Source organism: Acinetobacter radioresistens DSM 6976 = NBRC 102413 = CIP 103788 (genome assembly GCF_006757745.1).
In the GTDB taxonomy this organism is placed as follows: domain Bacteria; phylum Pseudomonadota; class Gammaproteobacteria; order Pseudomonadales; family Moraxellaceae; genus Acinetobacter; species Acinetobacter radioresistens.
This window is the reverse complement of sequence record NZ_AP019740.1, coordinates 1,430,754-1,452,157: the sequence shown is the minus strand read 5'-3', so window position 1 is coordinate 1,452,157 and position 21,404 is coordinate 1,430,754. Positions and strand designations below refer to the sequence as shown.

Annotated in this window: 26 protein-coding genes; 20 read left to right on the top strand and 6 right to left on the bottom strand. The window is 40.6% G+C overall.

Annotated elements, in window-relative coordinates; genetic code table 11:
- Positions 1 to 9: 9 nt before the first annotated feature.
- Positions 10 to 624 (top strand): carbonic anhydrase, encoded by a 615-nt coding sequence (locus tag ACRAD_RS06765; protein WP_005025919.1) that lies wholly within the window; start codon positions 10 to 12, stop codon positions 622 to 624.
- Positions 625 to 645: 21 nt separating this feature from the next.
- Here ACRAD_RS06765 and ACRAD_RS06760 read toward each other — a convergent pair whose 3' ends face one another.
- The gene (locus tag ACRAD_RS06760; RefSeq protein ID WP_005014261.1) at positions 646 to 1,527 is read right to left on the bottom strand and encodes a LysR family transcriptional regulator; all 882 of its coding nucleotides are present in this window, start codon (positions 1,525 to 1,527) and stop codon (positions 646 to 648) included.
- Positions 1,528 to 1,691: 164 nt separating this feature from the next.
- On the opposite strand from ACRAD_RS06760, the gene ACRAD_RS06755 reads away from it, so the two are divergent.
- From ACRAD_RS06755 to ACRAD_RS06725, 7 genes are all read left to right on the top strand, one after another.
- Positions 1,692 to 3,209, top strand: a complete 1,518-nt coding sequence (locus ACRAD_RS06755) for a CoA-acylating methylmalonate-semialdehyde dehydrogenase (protein WP_005025916.1) — start codon at positions 1,692 to 1,694, stop codon at positions 3,207 to 3,209.
- 15 nt (positions 3,210 to 3,224) lie between these two features.
- Positions 3,225 to 4,115 (top strand): 3-hydroxyisobutyrate dehydrogenase, encoded by an 891-nt coding sequence (gene mmsB, locus ACRAD_RS06750; protein WP_005025914.1) that lies wholly within the window; start codon positions 3,225 to 3,227, stop codon positions 4,113 to 4,115.
- Positions 4,116 to 4,192: 77 nt separating this feature from the next.
- Entirely contained in the window at positions 4,193 to 5,851 is a 1,659-nt protein-coding gene (locus ACRAD_RS06745; RefSeq protein ID WP_005025911.1) for an AMP-binding protein, read from the top strand.
- Positions 5,852 to 5,901: 50 nt separating this feature from the next.
- Positions 5,902 to 7,029 carry an acyl-CoA dehydrogenase family protein gene (locus tag ACRAD_RS06740; RefSeq protein WP_005025909.1) on the top strand — a complete coding sequence of 376 codons (1,128 nt, stop codon included), beginning with the start codon at positions 5,902 to 5,904 and terminating at the stop codon, positions 7,027 to 7,029.
- 44 nt (positions 7,030 to 7,073) lie between these two features.
- On the top strand, positions 7,074 to 7,847 hold the full coding sequence (locus tag ACRAD_RS06735) for an enoyl-CoA hydratase (RefSeq protein WP_005025907.1): 774 nt from the start codon (positions 7,074 to 7,076) through the stop codon (positions 7,845 to 7,847).
- Between the two features lie 12 nt (positions 7,848 to 7,859).
- Positions 7,860 to 8,885: an enoyl-CoA hydratase/isomerase family protein gene (locus tag ACRAD_RS06730; RefSeq protein ID WP_005025905.1), complete on the top strand. Its 1,026-nt coding sequence runs from the start codon at positions 7,860 to 7,862 to the stop codon at positions 8,883 to 8,885.
- A gap of 119 nt (positions 8,886 to 9,004) precedes the next feature.
- A complete protein-coding gene (locus tag ACRAD_RS06725; RefSeq protein ID WP_005025903.1) occupies positions 9,005 to 10,342 on the top strand; it encodes an MFS transporter in 1,338 nt (445 codons plus the stop codon).
- Positions 10,343 to 10,643: 301 nt separating this feature from the next.
- Here the strand turns inward: ACRAD_RS06725 and ACRAD_RS06720 are convergent, their stop codons facing one another.
- Positions 10,644 to 11,087 carry a hypothetical protein gene (locus ACRAD_RS06720; protein ID WP_005025901.1) on the bottom strand — a complete coding sequence of 148 codons (444 nt, stop codon included), beginning with the start codon at positions 11,085 to 11,087 and terminating at the stop codon, positions 10,644 to 10,646.
- A gap of 33 nt (positions 11,088 to 11,120) precedes the next feature.
- Positions 11,121 to 11,324 carry a hypothetical protein gene (locus ACRAD_RS06715; RefSeq protein ID WP_005025899.1) on the bottom strand — a complete coding sequence of 68 codons (204 nt, stop codon included), beginning with the start codon at positions 11,322 to 11,324 and terminating at the stop codon, positions 11,121 to 11,123.
- 103 nt (positions 11,325 to 11,427) lie between these two features.
- Here ACRAD_RS06715 and ACRAD_RS06710 point away from each other — a divergent pair, with 103 nt between their 5' ends.
- The 9 genes from ACRAD_RS06710 (at position 11,428) to ACRAD_RS06665 (ending at position 17,192) form a co-directional block, all read left to right on the top strand.
- Positions 11,428 to 11,646 carry a hypothetical protein gene (locus ACRAD_RS06710; RefSeq protein WP_016801541.1) on the top strand — a complete coding sequence of 73 codons (219 nt, stop codon included), beginning with the start codon at positions 11,428 to 11,430 and terminating at the stop codon, positions 11,644 to 11,646.
- Positions 11,646 to 12,788, top strand: coding sequence for a replication initiation factor domain-containing protein (locus ACRAD_RS06705; protein WP_005025897.1), 1,143 nt, complete (start codon positions 11,646 to 11,648; stop codon positions 12,786 to 12,788). Before ACRAD_RS06710 ends, ACRAD_RS06705 begins: the two co-directional genes overlap by 1 nt.
- A 2-nt stretch (positions 12,789 to 12,790) precedes the next feature.
- The gene (locus tag ACRAD_RS06700; protein ID WP_005025896.1) at positions 12,791 to 13,099 is read left to right on the top strand and encodes a hypothetical protein; all 309 of its coding nucleotides are present in this window, start codon (positions 12,791 to 12,793) and stop codon (positions 13,097 to 13,099) included.
- Between the two features lie 175 nt (positions 13,100 to 13,274).
- Positions 13,275 to 13,586, top strand: a complete 312-nt coding sequence (locus ACRAD_RS06695; RefSeq protein WP_005021858.1) for a hypothetical protein — start codon at positions 13,275 to 13,277, stop codon at positions 13,584 to 13,586.
- A 159-nt stretch (positions 13,587 to 13,745) separates the two neighbouring features.
- Positions 13,746 to 14,048: a hypothetical protein gene (locus tag ACRAD_RS06685; RefSeq protein ID WP_227548698.1), complete on the top strand. Its 303-nt coding sequence runs from the start codon at positions 13,746 to 13,748 to the stop codon at positions 14,046 to 14,048.
- Between the two features lie 123 nt (positions 14,049 to 14,171).
- Positions 14,172 to 15,410 carry a virulence factor TspB C-terminal domain-related protein gene (locus tag ACRAD_RS06680; protein WP_005021851.1) on the top strand — a complete coding sequence of 413 codons (1,239 nt, stop codon included), beginning with the start codon at positions 14,172 to 14,174 and terminating at the stop codon, positions 15,408 to 15,410.
- A complete protein-coding gene (locus ACRAD_RS06675) occupies positions 15,410 to 15,694 on the top strand; it encodes a DUF2523 domain-containing protein (RefSeq protein ID WP_005021848.1) in 285 nt (94 codons plus the stop codon). The genes ACRAD_RS06680 and ACRAD_RS06675 overlap by 1 nt, the downstream gene beginning before the upstream one ends.
- A complete protein-coding gene (locus ACRAD_RS06670) occupies positions 15,694 to 16,887 on the top strand; it encodes a zonular occludens toxin domain-containing protein (RefSeq protein ID WP_005021845.1) in 1,194 nt (397 codons plus the stop codon). The genes ACRAD_RS06675 and ACRAD_RS06670 overlap by 1 nt, the downstream gene beginning before the upstream one ends.
- Entirely contained in the window at positions 16,884 to 17,192 is a 309-nt protein-coding gene (locus tag ACRAD_RS06665; RefSeq protein ID WP_005021840.1) for a hypothetical protein, read from the top strand. The genes ACRAD_RS06670 and ACRAD_RS06665 overlap by 4 nt, the downstream gene beginning before the upstream one ends.
- A gap of 481 nt (positions 17,193 to 17,673) precedes the next feature.
- Here ACRAD_RS06665 and ACRAD_RS06660 read toward each other — a convergent pair whose 3' ends face one another.
- Positions 17,674 to 18,117: a hypothetical protein gene (locus ACRAD_RS06660; RefSeq protein WP_005025901.1), complete on the bottom strand. Its 444-nt coding sequence runs from the start codon at positions 18,115 to 18,117 to the stop codon at positions 17,674 to 17,676.
- Between the two features lie 33 nt (positions 18,118 to 18,150).
- Positions 18,151 to 18,354 (bottom strand): hypothetical protein, encoded by a 204-nt coding sequence (locus ACRAD_RS06655; protein ID WP_005025899.1) that lies wholly within the window; start codon positions 18,352 to 18,354, stop codon positions 18,151 to 18,153.
- A 103-nt stretch (positions 18,355 to 18,457) separates the two neighbouring features.
- Between ACRAD_RS06655 and ACRAD_RS06650 the strand changes: the two genes are divergently transcribed.
- The 3 genes from ACRAD_RS06650 to ACRAD_RS06640 are packed head-to-tail and all read left to right on the top strand — an operon-like array spanning position 18,458 to position 20,129.
- Positions 18,458 to 18,676, top strand: coding sequence for a hypothetical protein (locus ACRAD_RS06650; RefSeq protein ID WP_016801541.1), 219 nt, complete (start codon positions 18,458 to 18,460; stop codon positions 18,674 to 18,676).
- Positions 18,676 to 19,818: a replication initiation factor domain-containing protein gene (locus tag ACRAD_RS06645; RefSeq protein ID WP_005025897.1), complete on the top strand. Its 1,143-nt coding sequence runs from the start codon at positions 18,676 to 18,678 to the stop codon at positions 19,816 to 19,818. The genes ACRAD_RS06650 and ACRAD_RS06645 overlap by 1 nt, the downstream gene beginning before the upstream one ends.
- A 2-nt stretch (positions 19,819 to 19,820) precedes the next feature.
- The gene (locus ACRAD_RS06640) at positions 19,821 to 20,129 is read left to right on the top strand and encodes a hypothetical protein (protein WP_005025896.1); all 309 of its coding nucleotides are present in this window, start codon (positions 19,821 to 19,823) and stop codon (positions 20,127 to 20,129) included.
- Between the two features lie 299 nt (positions 20,130 to 20,428).
- On the opposite strand, the gene ACRAD_RS06635 is transcribed toward ACRAD_RS06640, so the two are convergent.
- The gene (locus ACRAD_RS06635) at positions 20,429 to 21,367 is read right to left on the bottom strand and encodes a LysR family transcriptional regulator (RefSeq protein WP_005025893.1); all 939 of its coding nucleotides are present in this window, start codon (positions 21,365 to 21,367) and stop codon (positions 20,429 to 20,431) included.
- Positions 21,368 to 21,404 lie beyond the last annotated feature (37 nt).

Genomic DNA, 21,404 nt, shown 5'->3' with positions numbered 1-21,404 from the left:
GAAGTAAAAATGCCATGTTATGAGATTGATGGAGTTATTCCGGTAGTAAGCCCCGGAGCCTATATTCACCCAACAGCCGTATTGATTGGTGATGTTATCATTGAAGAGGGAGTATATATTGGTCCATTTGCCAGTCTGCGGGCAGATTTTGGCCGTATACATGTTCGGAAAAATGCGAATATTCAGGACTCATGTACTGTGCATGGCTTCCCGGCCAGTATCACTTTAATTGAAGAGTATGGACATATCGGTCATGGCGCCATTTTACATGGCTGTAAAATTCGTAAAAATGTTCTGGTAGGTATGAATAGCGTCATACTGGATGACGCAGAAATTGGTGAAAATACTATTATTGGTGCCAATAGCACGGTCAAGGCAAAAGCAGTCATTCCTGAAAATGTGCTGGCTTTGGGTAGCCCGGCTAAGGTTATTAGAGTATTAGAAGCCCAAGAAATTGAATGGAAGCGAAAAGGAACTGAAGAGTATATACGTTTGGCTGAGCGTAGCCGGCTTACTTTAAAAGAAGTACAACCTCTGGCTCATGAATATTCTGAACGCAAGACCTATCATGACTTTGAGTCAGAGCATGTCATTAAAGCCGCACTGGATAAAGCTCAGATTTAGTCAATATTTTAGTTAAAAAGTTTAATCCATAAGTAGATGCTGGTATTTGTCAGCCTGTGTTCTTAAAAAATCCCATACCAGCTTGATGCGTGGCTCATGCTGTAAATCTACCAGTGTCAGCATCCAGAAAGTATGAATAAAACGGACTTCTTTGTGCAGTACCTGTTCAAGTTCTGGTTGTTCATCTGCCAAGAATTTGGGCAAAATTGCCAGACCTGCTCCGGCACTAACAGCGATTTGCTGAGCTAAAATACTGCTACTCCTGAAGCTGGCACTCAGTTGTAGGGGCAAACGTTCCAGACAGTACAGTTCAGGACTATATATCAGGTCATCGATATAGTTCACAAAACGATGCTGTTTTAAATCTTCAAGCTGATGGATAGGTGAACTGGCCGCCAGATAATCTTTGCTGCCATATATTTTTAAACAGTAATCACTAAGACGGGTAATGATATAAGGCCCGGATTTTGGACGGTCAATCGAAATGACAATATCGGCTTCACGGTGAGAAAGCTTGATCATTTTAGGTACAGGGATTAAATCAATGGTAAGCAGAGGATACTGTTTGGATAATTCTGCCAGTAATTTTGCTAAAAATGCAGTACCAAAGCCTTCTGGTGTGCCAATTCGCACACGACCTTGTAAAGGCTGATGAGGCTTTTCTATCTGTAAAAATGCCTGTTCCATCTGTTCCACTCGCGGAACCAGAGCCAGCCCTTCAAGCGTCAATTCATAACCCGTGGCTTCCCGTTTAAATAACGGCGTCCCTAATGCCAGCTCCAGTGCCTGAATCCGTCTAGATACCGTACTATGTTCTACTCCAATAATACGTGCTGTATTGGTGAGGGTTTTGGCTCGTGCCAATACCAGAAAAAACTGTAGATGATCCCAATCCACTTTCATTTTTATTTTATCCCTTGTGCATATTTGCACAGTAATCGTGCGCGAATTTGTATTGGTAGTCAAAACCTTCTTTGTTAGTCTCAAGTGAAACCGAAAAGATGAAAATACGGCTTTAGGATATTTTCTGATTACAGCACAACAAGAATATCGCCCATGGAGAGGCTATGAACACAATGACAAATATTCAGACCACAACAGCCAAATTATTAATTAATGGGCAGTTTGTAGAATCTACTACTTCAGAATGGCAGGATATTATTAATCCGGCCACACAAGAAGTTGTGGGTCGTGTGCCGATGGCGACGCCAGATGAAGTAGAAGCTGCAATTAATGCTGCACAAGACGCTTTTAAAAGCTGGCGTTTAACCCCGATCCAGGCACGTATGCGTATTATGCTCAAGCTGCAAGATTTAATCCGTGACAACATGAAAGAGATTGCCCATGTGCTGACTACTGAGCAGGGTAAAACCCTGGCAGATGCTGAGGGCGATATTCAGCGTGGTCTGGAAGTAGTCGAACATGCCTGTTCAATTGGCACATTACAAATGGGGGAATATGCCGAAGGGGTAGCACGCGGGGTAGATACTTATACCTTACAACAACCGCTAGGAGTCTGTGCCGGTATTACACCTTTTAACTTTCCAGCCATGATTCCCCTCTGGATGTTCCCGATGGCGATTGTATGTGGTAATACATTTGTTCTCAAGCCATCTGAGCAGGACCCGTTATCTACCATGATGCTGGTTGAGCTTGCGGTTCAGGCCGGTATTCCGGCAGGCGTCTTAAATGTTGTGCATGGTGGCAAAGACGTAGTCGACCGTTTGTGTACACATCAATATATCAAGGCAGTTTCTTTCGTAGGGTCAACCGCTGTTGGAACTCATGTCTATAACCTTGCCGGTCAGCATGGTAAGCGTGTTCAGTCGATGATGGGTGCGAAAAATCATGTCGCTGTCATGCCCGATGCCAATAAAGAGCAAACTCTTAATGCTTTAGTCGGCGCCGCATTTGGAGCTGCCGGGCAACGTTGTATGGCATTGTCTGTAGCTGTTATGGTAGGTGAAAGTAAGAACTGGATTCATGATCTGGTAGAAAAAGCCAAAATGCTGAGTGTAAATGCCGGTCATGAGCCAAATACAGATATTGGACCAGTGATTTCAAAACGTGCTAAAGCCCGAGTGGTAGAGCTAATTAATAGCGGTGTAGAAGAGGGCGCCGAACTTTTACTAGATGGCCGTGATGTTGAGGTTAAAGGCTACGAAAATGGCAACTTTGTTGGCGCTACGATTTTCAACCATGTCAGCACAGACATGCGTATTTATAAAGAAGAAATCTTTGGGCCTGTGCTTTCGATTATCTGTGTGGATTCTCTTGAAGAAGCAATCGAACTGATCAATGCCAATCCATTTGGTAATGGCGTTGGTTTGTTTACCCAAAGTGGTGCAACAGCACGTACTTTCCAGAACATGATTGATATTGGCCAGGTTGGTATCAATATTCCGATTCCAGTACCAGTACCGTTCTTCAGTTTTACAGGCTCACGTGGCTCAAAACTTGGAGATCTCGGGCCTTATGGGAAACAGGCTGTCCAGTTCTATACACAGACGAAGACCATTACCAGCCGCTGGTTTGAAGATACGCAGGAAGCAGGCGAAGTAAACACAACCATCAGCTTACGCTAATTCAGGAGTTCAAGGATGAATATTGCTTTTATTGGTCTGGGAAATATGGGCGGGAAAATGGCCCAGAATCTCCTCAAAGCAGGTTTAAATGTCTACGGTTTTGATTTAAGTGAAACTGCAGTTACCTACTTTACAGAGGCTGGAGGGATTGCTTGTGACAGCCCTCAGGCCGCGGCGCGAACGGCAGATGTCGTTATTACCATGTTACCTGCGGCAAAGCATGTAAAGGATGTATATCTGGGGGAAAATGGCGTTTTGGCAGTACTTAAGGCGGGTAGTTTATGTATCGACAGTAGCACTATTGACCCACAAACAATTAAAGATATTGCAGCAAGTGCAGCAGAAAGAGAGATTACTATCTGTGATGCACCAGTTTCTGGTGGAACCATAGGTGCACAGGCAGGAACATTGACCTTTATGGTCGGCACAGATGAGGCTACTTTTATACGGGTTAAAACGGTGTTAACTCCGATGGGCAAAAACATGGTGCACTGTGGTGATGTAGGTGCAGGACAAATTGCTAAAATCTGTAATAACCTGATTTTAGGCATATCTATGGCCGCCGTCGCTGAAGGTATGGCACTTGGAGTCAAGCTAGGGATTGATCCACAGGCACTTGCTGGTGTTATTAACAGCTCAAGTGGCCGCTGCTGGAGCTCTGAGGTCTGCAACCCTTGGCCAGATATCTGTGAAAATGCGCCAGCTTCCAAAGGCTATAAGGATGGTTTTGCCACACAATTAATGCTGAAAGATCTTGGTCTGGCGGTTGAAGCAGCGGGGCAGGTCAAACAGCCCGTAGTATTGGGTGGACTGGTACAGCAGCTTTATCAACAGCTATGCATGCAGGGTAATGCCAACCTCGATTTTTCAAGTATTATTCAGCAGTATCTTCCAAAACAAGCATAATCATTTAGCCAGTGGATGGCATAAAATCAAAACACCCGTGTCATGAATAACAATAAAACCAGACTGAGGTAACAATCATGTTGGATTATCACGATGCAGTAAAAGAATTTGATTTAAATACGGTGGTAAGAAATCTGTTAGCAGGGTCACCAGAACAACTTAATGCATGCCATGAATGTTGTGATCGCCATGCTGATGTAGATAGCGACCAGATTGCGTTGTACTGGCAGGGCAAGGATGGGAGAAAGGAACAGTATACGTTTGGCCAGTTAAAGCAATGGTCAAGTCAGTTTGCTAATTTTTTAAAATCTCAAGGGGTAAAGCCCGGTGACCGGGTATCCGGTTTATTACCCCGAACGCCTGAATTACTGGCAACCATTTTAGGCGCTTGGCGTATTGGCGCAGTATATCAGCCCCTGTTTACGGCTTTTGGACCTAAAGCTATAGAACATCGCTTACAGCTGGCAAAAAGCAAACTGGTCATTACCGATATTGGCAACCGCAGTAAGCTCGAAGAAGTCGAACAGTGTCCGAAAATTGTGACCGTGGCAGACCGGGAGGGCAATGTACCACAGGGTGATCTAAACTTCTGGAATATGGTTAATGCGCAATCTGACCAATGTGAAATGGTTATGCAAACCGTTCAGGACCCGTTCTTGCTCATGTTTACTTCCGGCACAACTGGTCCTGCAAAACCACTGGAAGTACCATTGAAAGCCTTAATCGCTTTTGGCAACTATATGAAGGATGCTATTGGACTGAAAACTGAAGATGCCTTCTGGAATATTGCCGATCCGGGCTGGGCGTATGGTTTGTACTATGGAATAACCGGACCATTACTTTTAGGTCATGCCACCTTGTTTTATGAAGGGGGCTTCAGTATCGAAAGTTTATGCCAGATTGTAAATGATTATCAAATTACCAATTTGGCAGGCGCACCTACCGCTTACCGTATGATGATGGCTGCTGACCCTGCACAGATGGGCCAGCTTAAAGGAAAGTTTCGTGTGGTTAGCAGTGCAGGTGAACCCTTAAATCCAGAAGTATTTCGCTGGTTCAGACAGGTTCTGGATGCACCAATTTTTGACCATTATGGCCAGACCGAGGTAGGTATGGTGGTATGTAACCACCATGGACTAAATCATGAGATCCGTGCAGGTGCAGCCGGCTTCGCAAGCCCGGGTTACCGTATTGCTGTCGTAGATGAGCAGGGAAATGAACTTCCTGCAGGTACTCCAGGTATTTTGGCAGTAGACATTAACCAGTCTCCCATGATGTGGTTTGGTGGTTATAAAGAGAGCCGTAAAACTCCTTTCGTAAAGCATTATTACCTTACAGGTGACACTGCCGAACTCCATGAAAATGGCAGTATGAGTTTTGTAGGCAGAAGTGATGATGTCATTACAACTTCGGGTTACCGTATTGGACCTTTCGATGTAGAAAGTGCACTTCTCGAGCATGATGCCGTAATTGAAGCAGCTGTGGTTGGAGTACCTGACCCGGAGCGCACTGAAATTGTAAAAGCTTTTGTCGTTCTGGCAGAAGGCAGAGCTCCCTCAGATGAGCTGTCAGAGCAGCTTGGACAATTTGTAAAAAAACGTCTATCCGCCCATGCTTACCCAAGACAGGTTGAATTCGTGACCGAACTCCCTAAAACGCCAAGCGGAAAGATACAGCGCTTTTTACTACGTAATCAGGAAATCGCAAAACAGCAGGCAAACAGCAAGGCTGTCTGATGAGGCAATACCTCATTCATAAAGAGGATAACTTACTCAAGGATCATGAGATGCAATTTACGGAAGAACAGTTATTAATTCAGGATATGGCAAGAAGTTTTGCGCAGGAACAAATCAAGCCCAAAGCAGCCGAGTGGGATAAACATAGTACTTTTCCTAAAGAAGTCTTATCGCAAATGGGCAAGCTGGGTCTTATGGGTATGCTTATTCCAGAGCAGTGGGGTGGTTCAGACACCGGGAATCTGGCCTATGTGTTGGCCCTTGAAGAAATTGCGGCTGCAGATGGTGCGACCTCGACCATTATGAGTGTCCATAATTCTGTTGGTTGTGTACCTATAGCTAAATTTGGCACAGCCGAGCAAAAACAGAAATATCTGATGCCATTGGCTCAAGGTGAGATGATTGGCGCATTTGCACTGACTGAACCTCATACCGGTTCAGATGCAGCTGCTATCAGAACCCGTGCGGTAAAAAATGGAGATGACTGGATTATTAATGGTGCCAAGCAGTTCATTACTTCTGGAAATAATGCAGGAGTTATTATTGTGTTTGCCATAACTGATCCGGAAGCAGGTAAAAAAGGAATCAGTGCATTTATTGTGCCTCGTGAAACACAAGGCTATGAAGTCGTTCGTACCGAGGAAAAGCTTGGCTTACATGCTTCAGATACCTGCCAGATTGCCTTAACTGATGTACGTGTACCTAATACTTTAATGTTGGGACAACAAGGCGAAGGGCTGAAAATTGCACTTTCCAATCTGGAGGGTGGCCGTATTGGAATTGCCGCACAAGCTGTTGGACTGGCACGTGCTGCAATTGAAGAAGCGACCCGTTATGCTAAAGAACGCATTACCTTTGGCCAGCCTATTTTTGAACATCAGGCTATTGCATTTCGTTTAGCCAGTATGGCGACAGAAATTGAAGCAGCCCGTCAACTGGTTCATCATGCAGCCCGTCTTAAAGAAGCAGGTAAACCCTGTCTGAATGAAGCGTCTATGGCGAAATTATTTTCTTCGGAAATGGCAGAGCGGGTATGTTCGTCAGCTTTACAAATTTTTGGCGGCTATGGCTATTTAAAAGACTTTCCTATTGAGCGGATTTATCGTGATGCTCGTATTTGTCAGATCTATGAAGGTACAAGCGATATTCAGCGTCTGGTGATTGCGCGTAGCCTATAAGGTTCTAACAGTTTGGAAGGATTATAAAAATATAAGGATGAAGTATGCAGTTTGAAACAATCTTACTAGAAAAACGTAACGGGGTAGGTCTCATTACCTTGAACCGGCCTAAGGCCTTGAATGCATTAAATTCCGAGTTGATCAGTGAAATAAACCTGGCACTTGATGATCTGGAAAAAGATCAGGAAATTGGCTGCATGGTTTTGGCAGGTTCAGAAAAAGCTTTTGCTGCGGGCGCAGATATCAAGGAAATGGCTGAGCTTGCCTTTCCCGGAATTTATCTTGATGATTTTTTCAACCTTGCCGACCGAATTGCACAGCGCCGTAAACCTTTAATTGCAGCAGTAAGCGGTTATGCGTTAGGGGGCGGCTGTGAATTAGCATTAATGTGCGATTTTATTTACTGTGCAGATAATGCCAAGTTTGGCTTGCCAGAATTAACTTTAGGTGTGATACCGGGTATAGGGGGCACACAACGCCTGACACTTGCAGTAGGTAAAGCCAAAGCAATGGAAATGTGCCTGACCGCACGCCAGATGGAGGCTGTTGAAGCAGAGCAGTGCGGTCTGGTTGCCCGCATTTTCAGTAAAGAGCAACTGCTAGAACAGACCATGCAGGCAGCTGAAAAAATTGCATCCAAATCTTTAACTGCAAGCATGATGATTAAAGAGTCGATTAATCGTGCCTTTGAAGTAAATCTAGCTGAAGGTTTACGCTTTGAACGCCGTGCTTTTCATTCTGTATTTGCAACGCTAGATCAGAAAGAGGGTATGCAGGCATTTATTGAAAAGCGCCAAGCTCACTTTAAAAATCAATAGGAGAATGATGAGATGGATATGGAAAAGCATTTAATCATTGAACAGCAGGGCGTTCTGGGAATAATCAGTCTAAACCGTGTCGCAAATCTTAATGCACTTTCAATTGAGATGATTCATCAGATTCATATGCAATTTGAGACATGGCAACAGGATCATTCTATTCAGGCTATATTGATTAAATCAAACAGTCAAAAAGCTTTTTGCGCAGGTGGCGATATTCGTTATCTATATGATAATTATAAAAACCAAACTGAAGCGCATAAAGCATATTTTAGTGCTGAATACGACATGCTTAACAGGATTCGTGATTATCAGAAACCGGTTATAGTCATACTGGATGGCTATGTGCTGGGTGGAGGTTTCGGTCTGGCACAGGCCTGTCATATTATTGTGAGTAGTGAAAAGTCCCGTTTTGCCATGCCGGAAACAGCAATCGGCTTTTTCCCTGATGTTGCAGCAACACACTTTCTATCTCGTCTTGATGATATCGGCGTCTATATGGCGATTACCGGCGAGCAAATCAGCAGTAGTGATGCACTTTATCTTGATCTGATTGACTACCATGTGCCTGGAGAAAAACTTCAGGCTTTACAGAATGAGCTGGCTCATTCATCCAGTTTAAATAAAGAAAAAATACAACAGATGATTGGAAAGTATATTACCCGTCCTGCTGAGAGTGATCTAAGTTCACGGTCTGAAAATATTCGAAAACATTTCGGTTTTAAAAATTTGCAGGATATCGAACAGAGTCTCGAAAATGAACAAGACGAGCAGTACAAGGCATGGACAAATAAAATACTGATTACCTTGCAGCAGCGTTCCCTGATTGCGAAACAGACCAGCCTGAGACTTCAGCACTTAGGACGAAGTTTGTCATTACAACAGTGCATGCAGATTGAGCGTGATTTACAGGATATCTGGTTTGAACATGGTGACTTCATTGAAGGTGTCCGTGCACTTATTGTTGATAAAGACAAACAGCCGCAATGGAAAAAAGGCAATCCAGAGCTTGAACAAATTCTAGAGCGACTCGGCTGAGTCATTCATATAGAAGTTATACATTCAAGGAGACTAGAGAGAAACTGAAAATACTTATGGTCAGGGCTGATTATACGTATAAAAACTCAAAACAAGAAAATCTAAAAAGGAATATGACAATGCAAACAATACATGGAAACGGTTCGCATTCTAAAAAGTCTTCTCACCGCCTGGCAGGTATCTCAAGTATGGTAGGGACGACTATTGAATGGTATGACTTTTTTATTTATGGTGCTGCTGCTGCACTCATTTTTAATAAATTATTTTTTCCAAACCTTGATCCGCTCACCGGTGTACTCGCAGCTTTTGCAACCTACGCTGTTGGATTTATTGGTCGACCATTAGGCGGTATTGTATTTGGCCATTTTGGTGACAGGGTAGGCCGAAAATCCATGTTATTAGTGACTTTAATGTTAATGGGTATCCCGACAGTCATGATCGGACTGTTACCTACATTTGAGTCGATCGGTTACTGGGCTACGGTTTGTCTGATTATTTTAAGATTTATTCAGGGTATGGCGATGGGCGGCGAATGGGGCGGGGCAGTTCTCATGGCTGTTGAACATGCTCCAGAAGGTGGAAAGGGTTTTTGGGGAAGTTTACCACAGGCCAGTACTGGAGGCGGTTTAATGCTGGCTTCGGTGGCTTTGGGTCTAGTGTCTTTACTACCCGAGGAAGCATTGTTTAGCTGGGGCTGGCGCTTACCATTTTTAGCCAGTATAGTGCTGTTGGCGGTAGGTTGGTATATCCGGGTGAAAGTTCCTGAGTCGCCAGACTTTGAAAAAATTAAAGAAAAAGCGAAAGAAGTTAAAGTTCCTGCATTACAGGTGTTTAAAAATCATCCAAAACAGTTAATTACAATTATTCTATCACGCGCTGCTGAAAATGCCTGGTTCTACTTGGCTTCCACCTTTGCTTTAGCCTATACCACCACGCAGTTAAATATTCCTAGACAAGATATTCTATTTGCAACAATTTGTGGCGCTGCTGTCATTATGGTAATGACTCCATTATGCGGACATTTATCCGATAAAGTCGGCCAGCGTAATATGTTCAGATTTGGTCTTTGTATGCTTGCACTATATAGCTATCCATTCTTTGCAATGTTAAATACAAAAGATCCTGTTTTAGTATGGACAGCAATCGTATTGGCAATTGGTGTAATTTTTCCAATTATGTATGCACCGCAGTCACAATTATTTGCTCGCCAATTTCCTGCTGAAATTCGCTATAGCGGTATTTCAATTTCGGTACAATTTGCAGGTGTGTTAGGTGGCGGTTTGGCGCCATTAATTGCTACAAAGCTATTGAGTATTGGTGAAGGAAGTCCGCACTTAATTATTATGTATATTATAAGCTTTGCAGTATTGGCAATTATTGCTTCTTCATTCTTAAAGCCTGACCAGAAGCTCAAGCCTACAGAAACGTTTACACAGAAAGAAATTAAAACTTTATAGAGCTTTCTAAAAGCTTTTAACAAGTTTTACTGAAGCTGGATTTTTGAATACCGTTATACAAAGTGTATGGCGGTATTTTTATAGAATTTAACTTTACCACAGCATTTCGCATAATGTAGTCCAGATTATGTTACATAGCTGATTTGCAATCATTTCTCTGCAAATCGGCGTCATTTAACATTAATCTGCATTATGCGACATCCGCGACTGCGCTGAGTGAGGAGGAGGAGGAGCTTGCCGACCGACCGACCGACGAACTTTGCAGCAGTCGAAGATAGGGCACACTGCTATTAAACTTGTTTTACCCTATATTAAGCGATAATTTATCTTCTAAAATTGATTCACTTGAGAGAATAGCTTTGTATAGGAAAACAGGAATACCATCTTCATTATCTTTAACTTTTAATTCTTTTGTGCCATCTCGATATTCAAATATAGCAATAGGATAGTAATCTTGGTCTGCAATATAAAATCTCTTATCTTTAATAATAATTTTATGTTCTGTGAATTGGTATTGTAATAACCTCATGAATTTACTTTCATTTGTAGAGAGTAAGTTTAGTTCTCTTATTCTTTCAGCATCATTCTGATGATATATTTTTGCTCGTTGTCTTTCGTTGTAGCTTAAATAAATATTTCTATTTTTTACCTTTGTTTTTTCTTTTTTAATTTTTTCTGACTGTGAATCTCTCCATAGGTAACCCACAGTAAAACCAAATATTAAGCAGAATAATGCTAAGCCCATCTTTTTTCCTAATCTAGACTAAATGTAGTTATTTTAGTCATCTTTCCCTTTGATCTCTCTTCTGTATTCTTTTACATCAGATACGCTGATTTGATCTAAGAATTTATATAGAACCGCATTTACTACATCAGATTCTTCTACTTTCTTTTTAGTTTCAATTGTTGTTTCTAACCATATTTTTTTAATCCGTTTTAGAAATATTGGATTAACGCGGTATACCTTCGATTCTTCAGTCATCATAAATTCCTTAAATTTGTAACAGTGTATTGTATTACGTGTTGCTTTGTAACGGTGTAACGTGTTACTGTTCATCCATTATGTAACGTGTAACGGTGTTACAGTGGATAAAGAACAGGCTTTTGAAGTCGTCTCTAAGATAGTTTTCGATAGGGCAGTACAAATGATTATTTCAGGGAATCCTGCTTATGAATCAGAAGCTGTTCTGCATCATCTTGAAATGTGCATGGTGGAGTGGGGCTATAAGTCAGCTTCAGTCGCTGAGTACTGCGATTCAATTCGTGCTGAGAATAACAACTTTAGAGAAATGGGGATTTGCTAATGGGTCAGTATAAAAAACAACCAAACCCCACTGCATTACGGGGGGGATTAAAAACCCCCATTAATAAGATGGGGGTAACGGTTTCTGATACGCAGCCTCAAGATGCCGATCTCCCGTTTCAGCGGCATGAACTATATACAATTCCATCAACTCACATGCTTATGACTAATGATGGTGTAAAGCATGTTGAATTCCGCATGCCTGCTGACAATGAAATTGCTGTTATTGATTGGGTTAACTTCACCATTGGCATAGAAACAATGGGGGATAAGTTCTGGCAGGAAGATGAGTTCATTACAGAATCTCATCGTTTTACTGCTGCTGTTGATGCTCTTGATATTCACCTCGAGCACATATTTGGATTTACAACCAGTTCGTGTCGTCATAAGGGCCTAAATTTCTATGATGAAAGCTATGTGCTAGGTGAAGACTTCGGTTTTATCTGTATTGGTGGCCAGAGAAATACTGTTCTAATCATGATCAATGGTAGAGGTTGTAACTTTGCTAAATCAGGTTGGGAATTAAGGCTTTATCACTTTCTTGTATCACTTGCGAAGCGACCTAAATTGACGCGTGTAGATATTGCTCATGATGACTTTGAAGGTAAACAGATCAACGTTGATTGGGGAAATATGCAGGATGGGCTAGGTGGCTTTAGCTGTGGTAATCGTGCTCCAAATATAGAACATAAAGGTAACTGGAAGCGTCCTAATGGTCGTGGTCGTACGCTAACTATCGGCAGCCGTGAATCAGGCAAGTTATTACGTTTATATGAAAAGGGTCGTGCTGAAGGTGATCCGAATGATAACTGGCAACGTGCTGAGGTTGAATTTAAGTCTGTAGATCGTGTACTGCCATTCGATATGTTACTTGCACCCAGTGAATATTTTATCGCTGCTTATCCATGCTTTAAGTTTCTTGCTGAAGATATGCAGCCAGCCCGAATTGAGACAATCCAGAAGACCGCACAGATTAACTTTGATACCGCTATCAAGAATTTGAAGCACCAGTACGGTAAGTACATCAATATCTTTAAAGAAGTCTTCGAACCTGAAGAACTCATCAATTTAATTTCTTGCTCTGATCCGCTTGCGTATCCAAAGCGTCTGGATCATGTGCTTATAACTGCTCGGAGAATGTAGCAATGATGCAATTTAAAAACAAAGTAACCATCCTTGGTGCTAAAGCTGTTGATTTTAAAACAGATGATGGTCGTCATTATGATCATGTAGCTTTGTACTGCCTGATTCCATTGGATCAGTCTCAAGGTAATTCTGTTGGTAATGCCTGTGAGACTTTTAACTGGCAAGACCGTACAAATTTGACGTTATTACGTCAGCACAAGTTTCCACTGGAAGCAGATATTACATTTGAAATGGTTACTTCAGGCAAAACAACTAAGTATGTTGTTAAACACGTAGAGCTACCAAATCCAGTTAAATCAGTAGCTTAGTATAGGAATCTGGGCAGAAATGCCCAATTTCGCATAATGTATATTATGTTAAAAATCAATTACTTACGGTAATAATTAATATGACACAGTTTATGTATAAGTGCAAGAAGTGTGGCAAACAGTTCAGCATACATGCTCAATACTGTGTCCATTATTACCAGTGCAGGGGCTAGAAATGTTTGGTTCATCAGAGAAGAACGACACTGCAAAAAAAGTACAAGCAATGCAGAGTAAGGCAGAAGTTTTTTATTCAGTCATTGCTAATGCAAAGCCTGATGATCTGGTTTTTATTGGTAATAAAGCATTGAGAAAGTCCTTTATTACTTCTATTGAGCCTATCCGCAATCCAGATACTAAGCTGGAAGGTTCTCGTATTTATTATTTCTCTTTTGATCTTAATGATTATAGAGATCGTCTTTGCAGCTATATGGATTTCTGGGAACCAGAAGTTAGTTTTGAAGACATAAAAAAGATTTTACAGGATTAAAGAAATGGCATACGTCTGTGAAACAGTTGAATTAATAAACAACGTTCAGACGTGTGTTTCATACGTTCAATTTACGCCAAATTGGTTGGATGAATTGAACAATTTAGGACGAGCCGAAACCAATAGGCTTTTGGTCGAGATTATTGGCTTCTGGCTCTTATGCTCTGGGCTGCGACTGCTGCTCAAATTTATCGAAAGGTGAACATTATGACACAAGTACAAAATGAACAACGTAAAGATACTTTACGCGAAAAAATCAATCACGCGACAACTGTTGCTGCTGTAGCTGCAACTCCTGTCTTGCTTGCATCAAATGCAATGGCTGCCGAAGGTGATATTGATGTTTCAAGCCTTGCTCTTGGTGGTCTCGGTGCTGCTGCTGCTGCCGTGTTTGTAATTAAAGCAGGACCATCGCTGCTGATGTGGGGTTACAAGAGAATTCTCGGCTTCGTTGGTCGTTAATCAATTCGCCCAGTGTTTCGGCACTGGGTTTTACTTCTGTGAAGTAAACCTATGAATACTTTATATATACTTGCTGCACTTGTCGGGTTCTTCATATTACTTAGCTAGTGCTAGGGGTCAAATATGGTTCACCGCTTAAACGTCTTTCTGTTATCTATTCTGATAGCTATTTCTCCAGTCTTTATGATGAATCAGGCGTTAGCTGCCAGTCTTGGCGGTTGGTCTCTAGGTTCTCCAGTAGCTTCGGGTGCTTCTGCGATTGTCAACGGAACAAAAGAAATCATTCTTAACGGTGCTTCAAAAATTGCTAAGGGCACTGCAAAAATAACGCCGAATGCTGCACAAGTTGCAAATGTACTTAAACGTGGTGCAGCGGGTTATGCATTGTCTGTTGCTGTAGAACAGTTGCTGGGAGCGGTCGATTGGGTTCTTGATCCTGAAAATAACCGTATTAAATATTGGGAAGAAGGAGGCGGTGTATATCAAGTTGGTGCCTATGCCGATACACGAGCTCAAACAAAAGAAGCTTCTTGTAGAAAATATTACGATTATTACAAAACTGGTTCTTATGAATATAAAGGCGCTATCGGTGATGAATGTTATTGGACTCATCCCGATGCACCTAACAGAACTTATAAATGGCCAATTTTTACCGTTCAAACTGGTGAAAAAGAAGAAAAATATCTACCTTTGCCAACTGCTGCACAACAAGTAATTTCAAATGCTGCAGGCGGTGATGTATCAGCACAACAAGCAATTACTGCTGCTGCACAAGATGTAATTAATGAAGCAGAAAATGATAGTGCCAAAGCTGCTCCCATTGTTCAGCAATTAGAAGCATCAAAAGCAATTGAAGCTGAAAATACAGCGACAGGTGAACAAACACAAAATCCAGATAAACCAAATGTCACAAACATAAAGCTAGAATTTCCGGCATTCTGCGGCTGGGCACCTCTTGTATGTGAAGCTGCTCAAACTGTAATTTCGTTTCCAGTCACTCTGACGAGCTGGTGGAATACAGCTAATCAAAAAGCCGATGGATGGGCTAATTCAATTTCTCAAGCTTGGTCTGAAGCGAAAAACTGGATGACCAAAGATGAAACACCTCAAGAAGAAACAAAAGTCGAGATTGAACAAACTGTTCCTCAAATTCCTAATACAAATTATTTCAACTGGTCAGCATATTGTCCTTTTTCTCCAGGCTCTCAAACTGTGTCATTAGAAAATACAACTGCTGCTATTGATTACGATTTGACGTCCTGGTGTGAGCTTGCTGCCGATCTGCGACCTTTTGTACTTGCTGCGGGTTCTTTAATGTCTTTTTTAATTGCATCAGGTGTGATCATGGGGAGAGATGACTAATGATGAAATTACTTGTTGCTTTTGGCGAATGGTTACTTAAGGGTTCAGTACGTTCTGCATTACTCGGTGCAGGATTGGGAATAGGTACAGGTGCAGGTGTATTAGTAGCATTGCAGATTTATATAGATCGTCTTGTTACCCAGTTCGGAACATTATCAAATGATGTTTTAGGATTATTAGCACTTTCGGGGGTTCATATTTCGTTGGCTGGGGTTATTGGTGCAGTTGTATTTAGATTAACGATGAATAGTGCAAAAGTTTCACTAATTAAACGGGGTTCATAATGTCAAAAATTAGATTAATTACTGGCGGTATCGGGACTGGTAAATCATTATGGACAGTAGAACAACTATTTAAAGAACATGAAAAAACACCTGAGCGCCAGATATTTACTGATATTACAGGGATTAAGCATACGGGTATTTTAAAAGCGCCTGACGATTGGCGAGAAATACCGAATAACAGTTTGATTGTCTATGACGAAGTACAATATCGAGAGTTATTTAGTCGTCATAATTCAAAACGTGATAAACAGATTCTTGATTTAACAACGATTCGTAAACGTGGTATTGAATTGTGGCTTATTACTCAACGCGCAAGATTCTTAAATGCTGATGTGCTGGGACTGGTGAATGAACATGTTCATTTAGAACGTGTTGGACAGAAAGTAAGTAATGTTTATATATGGCAAGAAGCTGAATTAAATATTACAAAGACTAAAAAAATGTTCGCATTCGATAAATATAGATGGGCTTATCCCGAACATATATTCGGATTTTATGAATCTATTCAGCCGGATGCTAAACATAATAAACGCTCTTATTTAAACAAGGCTGTTGTGAGTATTATTATTACTCTTGTACTTGCGATTATTGCAGGTGCAATATTTGTTAAATTTGCAGCTTCCAAGGGTATTTCTGCAAATGGCGTTGATAATAAGAAACCTGAAAAGCAACAGATTACTCAACCAGTTCAGACACAGAATACAACTACGGTTACGCCTGATATGCAAAGCAAAATTAACGCTTGTGTAAAACAGTTTGGTTGGACTGCTGAACAGTGTCACGAGGCTTACGATCCGAGTATCACAGAAGCACGTCATAAAGAATTACAGGCTAGAAATAGAAATGATATGGAAACTATTGTATTTGACTACAATGCTTCTAAACCATTTCAAGATTTAAGCTCACAAGTTAGCTATCAGCCAACTGCAAAACCTGTATTTGCCGGTTGTATGAAGAAAGGCAATAAATATGTTGCATACACTCAGCAGGGAACAATTCTGAATGATGTCTCCAGTAGCGACTGTAAAAGATTAATTGAAAACGGTGATAGACCTTTTAATTACTTTCAGCAGCCACAGCAACAGCTACAAGCTCAACAACAACCACAACAACCACAACAGCAGAAGCTCACATCACTAGATGCAGAGTTTTTAGCTAAATATCAGCAAGCAAAAGCCGAGGGCTTAATATGAACTACTTAACACCATCAGACCTTCTTTCTGTTCAGCAACTATTTCAAAACTTACTTGTCTTTTCACTGATAGTCGGAATGTTTATTTCAGCTATTATTTATTCTTTTTATTTGAAAATAGTTAGAGCTATTAACGTACCTAGTCGTATAAAAACCGAGACAGGATACCTTTATCGTGCTCATAACGGTTTATATGTCACCAAACAACGTAAAGAAGACTTATTGATAGATCTTAAGTTAAAGAACAAACAGCGTTATATACGTTATCACACATATATTTTACAACGTCTTGAGTCAGCGGATTGAGCATCATTGATGCTCATAAGCTTTTTAACAAAAAAAGCTTATCGATCTGCTACGCAATGAAGAACACTAGAAGAAAAGTATTAAGTGAGTGTCTACGAACTGACACAATGGCAATATGAATATTTCCCCCTCTGATTACGCTTTTACTGGAGACATTGATGGTCATTTTTATTAAAGCATTTATAAGAATTTTACCCCTATTTCTTCTTTTAATTTTACTTCTGTTTGTTTCTAAATCATGCCAACAAAGTGCTTGTGAATCTAAAAGAATTTACTGTGATTGATTTCGCATAATGTAGTCCAGATTATGTTACATAGCTGATTTGCAATCATTTCTCTGCAAATCGGCGTCATTTAACATTAATCTGCATTATGCGACATCCGCGACTGCGCTGAGTGAGGAGGAGGAGGAGCTTGCCGACCGACCGACCGACGAACTTTGCAGCAGTCGAAGATAGGGCACACTGCTATTAAACTTGTTTTACCCTATATTAAGCGATAATTTATCTTCTAAAATTGATTCACTTGAGAGAATAGCTTTGTATAGGAAAACAGGAATACCATCTTCATTATCTTTAACTTTTAATTCTTTTGTGCCATCTCGATATTCAAATATAGCAATAGGATAGTAATCTTGGTCTGCAATATAAAATCTCTTATCTTTAATAATAATTTTATGTTCTGTGAATTGGTATTGTAATAACCTCATGAATTTACTTTCATTTGTAGAGAGTAAGTTTAGTTCTCTTATTCTTTCAGCATCATTCTGATGATATATTTTTGCTCGTTGTCTTTCGTTGTAGCTTAAATAAATATTTCTATTTTTTACCTTTGTTTTTTCTTTTTTAATTTTTTCTGACTGTGAATCTCTCCATAGGTAACCCACAGTAAAACCAAATATTAAGCAGAATAATGCTAAGCCCATCTTTTTTCCTAATCTAGACTAAATGTAGTTATTTTAGTCATCTTTCCCTTTGATCTCTCTTCTGTATTCTTTTACATCAGATACGCTGATTTGATCTAAGAATTTATATAGAACCGCATTTACTACATCAGATTCTTCTACTTTCTTTTTAGTTTCAATTGTTGTTTCTAACCATATTTTTTTAATCCGTTTTAGAAATATTGGATTAACGCGGTATACCTTCGATTCTTCAGTCATCATAAATTCCTTAAATTTGTAACAGTGTATTGTATTACGTGTTGCTTTGTAACGGTGTAACGTGTTACTGTTCATCCATTATGTAACGTGTAACGGTGTTACAGTGGATAAAGAACAGGCTTTTGAAGTCGTCTCTAAGATAGTTTTCGATAGGGCAGTACAAATGATTATTTCAGGGAATCCTGCTTATGAATCAGAAGCTGTTCTGCATCATCTTGAAATGTGCATGGTGGAGTGGGGCTATAAGTCAGCTTCAGTCGCTGAGTACTGCGATTCAATTCGTGCTGAGAATAACAACTTTAGAGAAATGGGGATTTGCTAATGGGTCAGTATAAAAAACAACCAAACCCCACTGCATTACGGGGGGGATTAAAAACCCCCATTAATAAGATGGGGGTAACGGTTTCTGATACGCAGCCTCAAGATGCCGATCTCCCGTTTCAGCGGCATGAACTATATACAATTCCATCAACTCACATGCTTATGACTAATGATGGTGTAAAGCATGTTGAATTCCGCATGCCTGCTGACAATGAAATTGCTGTTATTGATTGGGTTAACTTCACCATTGGCATAGAAACAATGGGGGATAAGTTCTGGCAGGAAGATGAGTTCATTACAGAATCTCATCGTTTTACTGCTGCTGTTGATGCTCTTGATATTCACCTCGAGCACATATTTGGATTTACAACCAGTTCGTGTCGTCATAAGGGCCTAAATTTCTATGATGAAAGCTATGTGCTAGGTGAAGACTTCGGTTTTATCTGTATTGGTGGCCAGAGAAATACTGTTCTAATCATGATCAATGGTAGAGGTTGTAACTTTGCTAAATCAGGTTGGGAATTAAGGCTTTATCACTTTCTTGTATCACTTGCGAAGCGACCTAAATTGACGCGTGTAGATATTGCTCATGATGACTTTGAAGGTAAACAGATCAACGTTGATTGGGGAAATATGCAGGATGGGCTAGGTGGCTTTAGCTGTGGTAATCGTGCTCCAAATATAGAACATAAAGGTAACTGGAAGCGTCCTAATGGTCGTGGTCGTACGCTAACTATCGGCAGCCGTGAATCAGGCAAGTTATTACGTTTATATGAAAAGGGTCGTGCTGAAGGTGATCCGAATGATAACTGGCAACGTGCTGAGGTTGAATTTAAGTCTGTAGATCGTGTACTGCCATTCGATATGTTACTTGCACCCAGTGAATATTTTATCGCTGCTTATCCATGCTTTAAGTTTCTTGCTGAAGATATGCAGCCAGCCCGAATTGAGACAATCCAGAAGACCGCACAGATTAACTTTGATACCGCTATCAAGAATTTGAAGCACCAGTACGGTAAGTACATCAATATCTTTAAAGAAGTCTTCGAACCTGAAGAACTCATCAATTTAATTTCTTGCTCTGATCCGCTTGCGTATCCAAAGCGTCTGGATCATGTGCTTATAACTGCTCGGAGAATGTAGCAATGATGCAATTTAAAAACAAAGTAACCATCCTTGGTGCTAAAGCTGTTGATTTTAAAACAGATGATGGTCGTCATTATGATCATGTAGCTTTGTACTGCCTGATTCCATTGGATCAGTCTCAAGGTAATTCTGTTGGTAATGCCTGTGAGACTTTTAACTGGCAAGACCGTACAAATTTGACGTTATTACGTCAGCACAAGTTTCCACTGGAAGCAGATATTACATTTGAAATGGTTACTTCAGGCAAAACAACTAAGTATGTTGTTAAACACGTAGAGCTACCAAATCCAGTTAAATCAGTAGCTTAGTATAGGAATCTGGGCAGAAATGCCCAATTTCGCATAATGTATATTATGTTAAATAGGATATCTGAGACTGTAGCCTGCACAACACTGTTTGTTGCTATAGCTCAGCAACGTGAATACCTGCATCTAATTCACATTGATAAGTATCCTAATGCATAATTACCTAATACGAAATTTCGCAAATGTTATAGCATGGTCCATAGTATTTCGTACATTTATAAAGATAGCTGACTGTTTTATAAATTGTTTATCACAGAACCCTTCTGATTTTATATCTTAATAATTTTGACAGTGAATCAGAGTTATAAAAAATATTCTGTATCATTCTGAATCTTAGGCGAAATATGCTGATCGACCCACCTTAACCATGCTCTTGTTTTAGCATCAATAAAATGACGTGATGGTAATAAGGTATAAACACCAATATCAGGTGATCTCCAGTCTGCTAAAACGCGACATAATCGTCCAGTACGTACAGCTTCGATAACAGTAAAAGTTGGAAGCAAAGCAATACCCATGTCTTGCTGTACCATATCCAGTAATAATTCTGGTGTGTCTGCAATTAATGGTCCTGTAATATCGACTTGGTACGAACAACTATTTTTACTGATGAGATGCCATTGTGGTGTAATAGATGGGTTCACCAATCTTAAGCAGGCATGCTTTTGCAGGTCATCTAATGATTCTGGTTCACCGTATTTTTTTAAATAGGCTGGTGATGCACAAAGTAATGAAAATATTGTCCCAATTTGACGAGCAACAAATCTTGAGTCAGTCAATGATTCCGTAAGATATAAACTTACATCAATTCCTTTACCTAACAGGTCTGGCACATTCTGTGAAGTACGGTACTCAACCGTAAGCTTTGGATGGTTTTGACAGAACTCCGCCATTACTGGTGATACATAATGATGTCCGAAGCTTCCCATGCTCAAAACACGTAACCTCCCCTGCGGTTCGGTTGCCATTCCCATTGCCTGAGTTTCAGCTTCTTCTACCATCGCAAGTACTTGCCGGCACTGCTCTGCATAACTTGCACCAATATCGGTTAATGCGTGCTGCCTCGTAGATCTCTGTAGTAATTTTGTGCCTAAACGCCCTTCTAACTCGCTAATAAGTCGGGACACTTGCGCTGTTGTAAGCTCCATCTGCTCTGCAGCAGCCGTAAAACTCCCACTATCAATGACTTTTAGAAAAGCATGCATTGCATGTAGCAATCCACCATCAAGATTTTTGCGCATAACGTAAATATCTTTTTCTTAATTACGCATTGTTGCA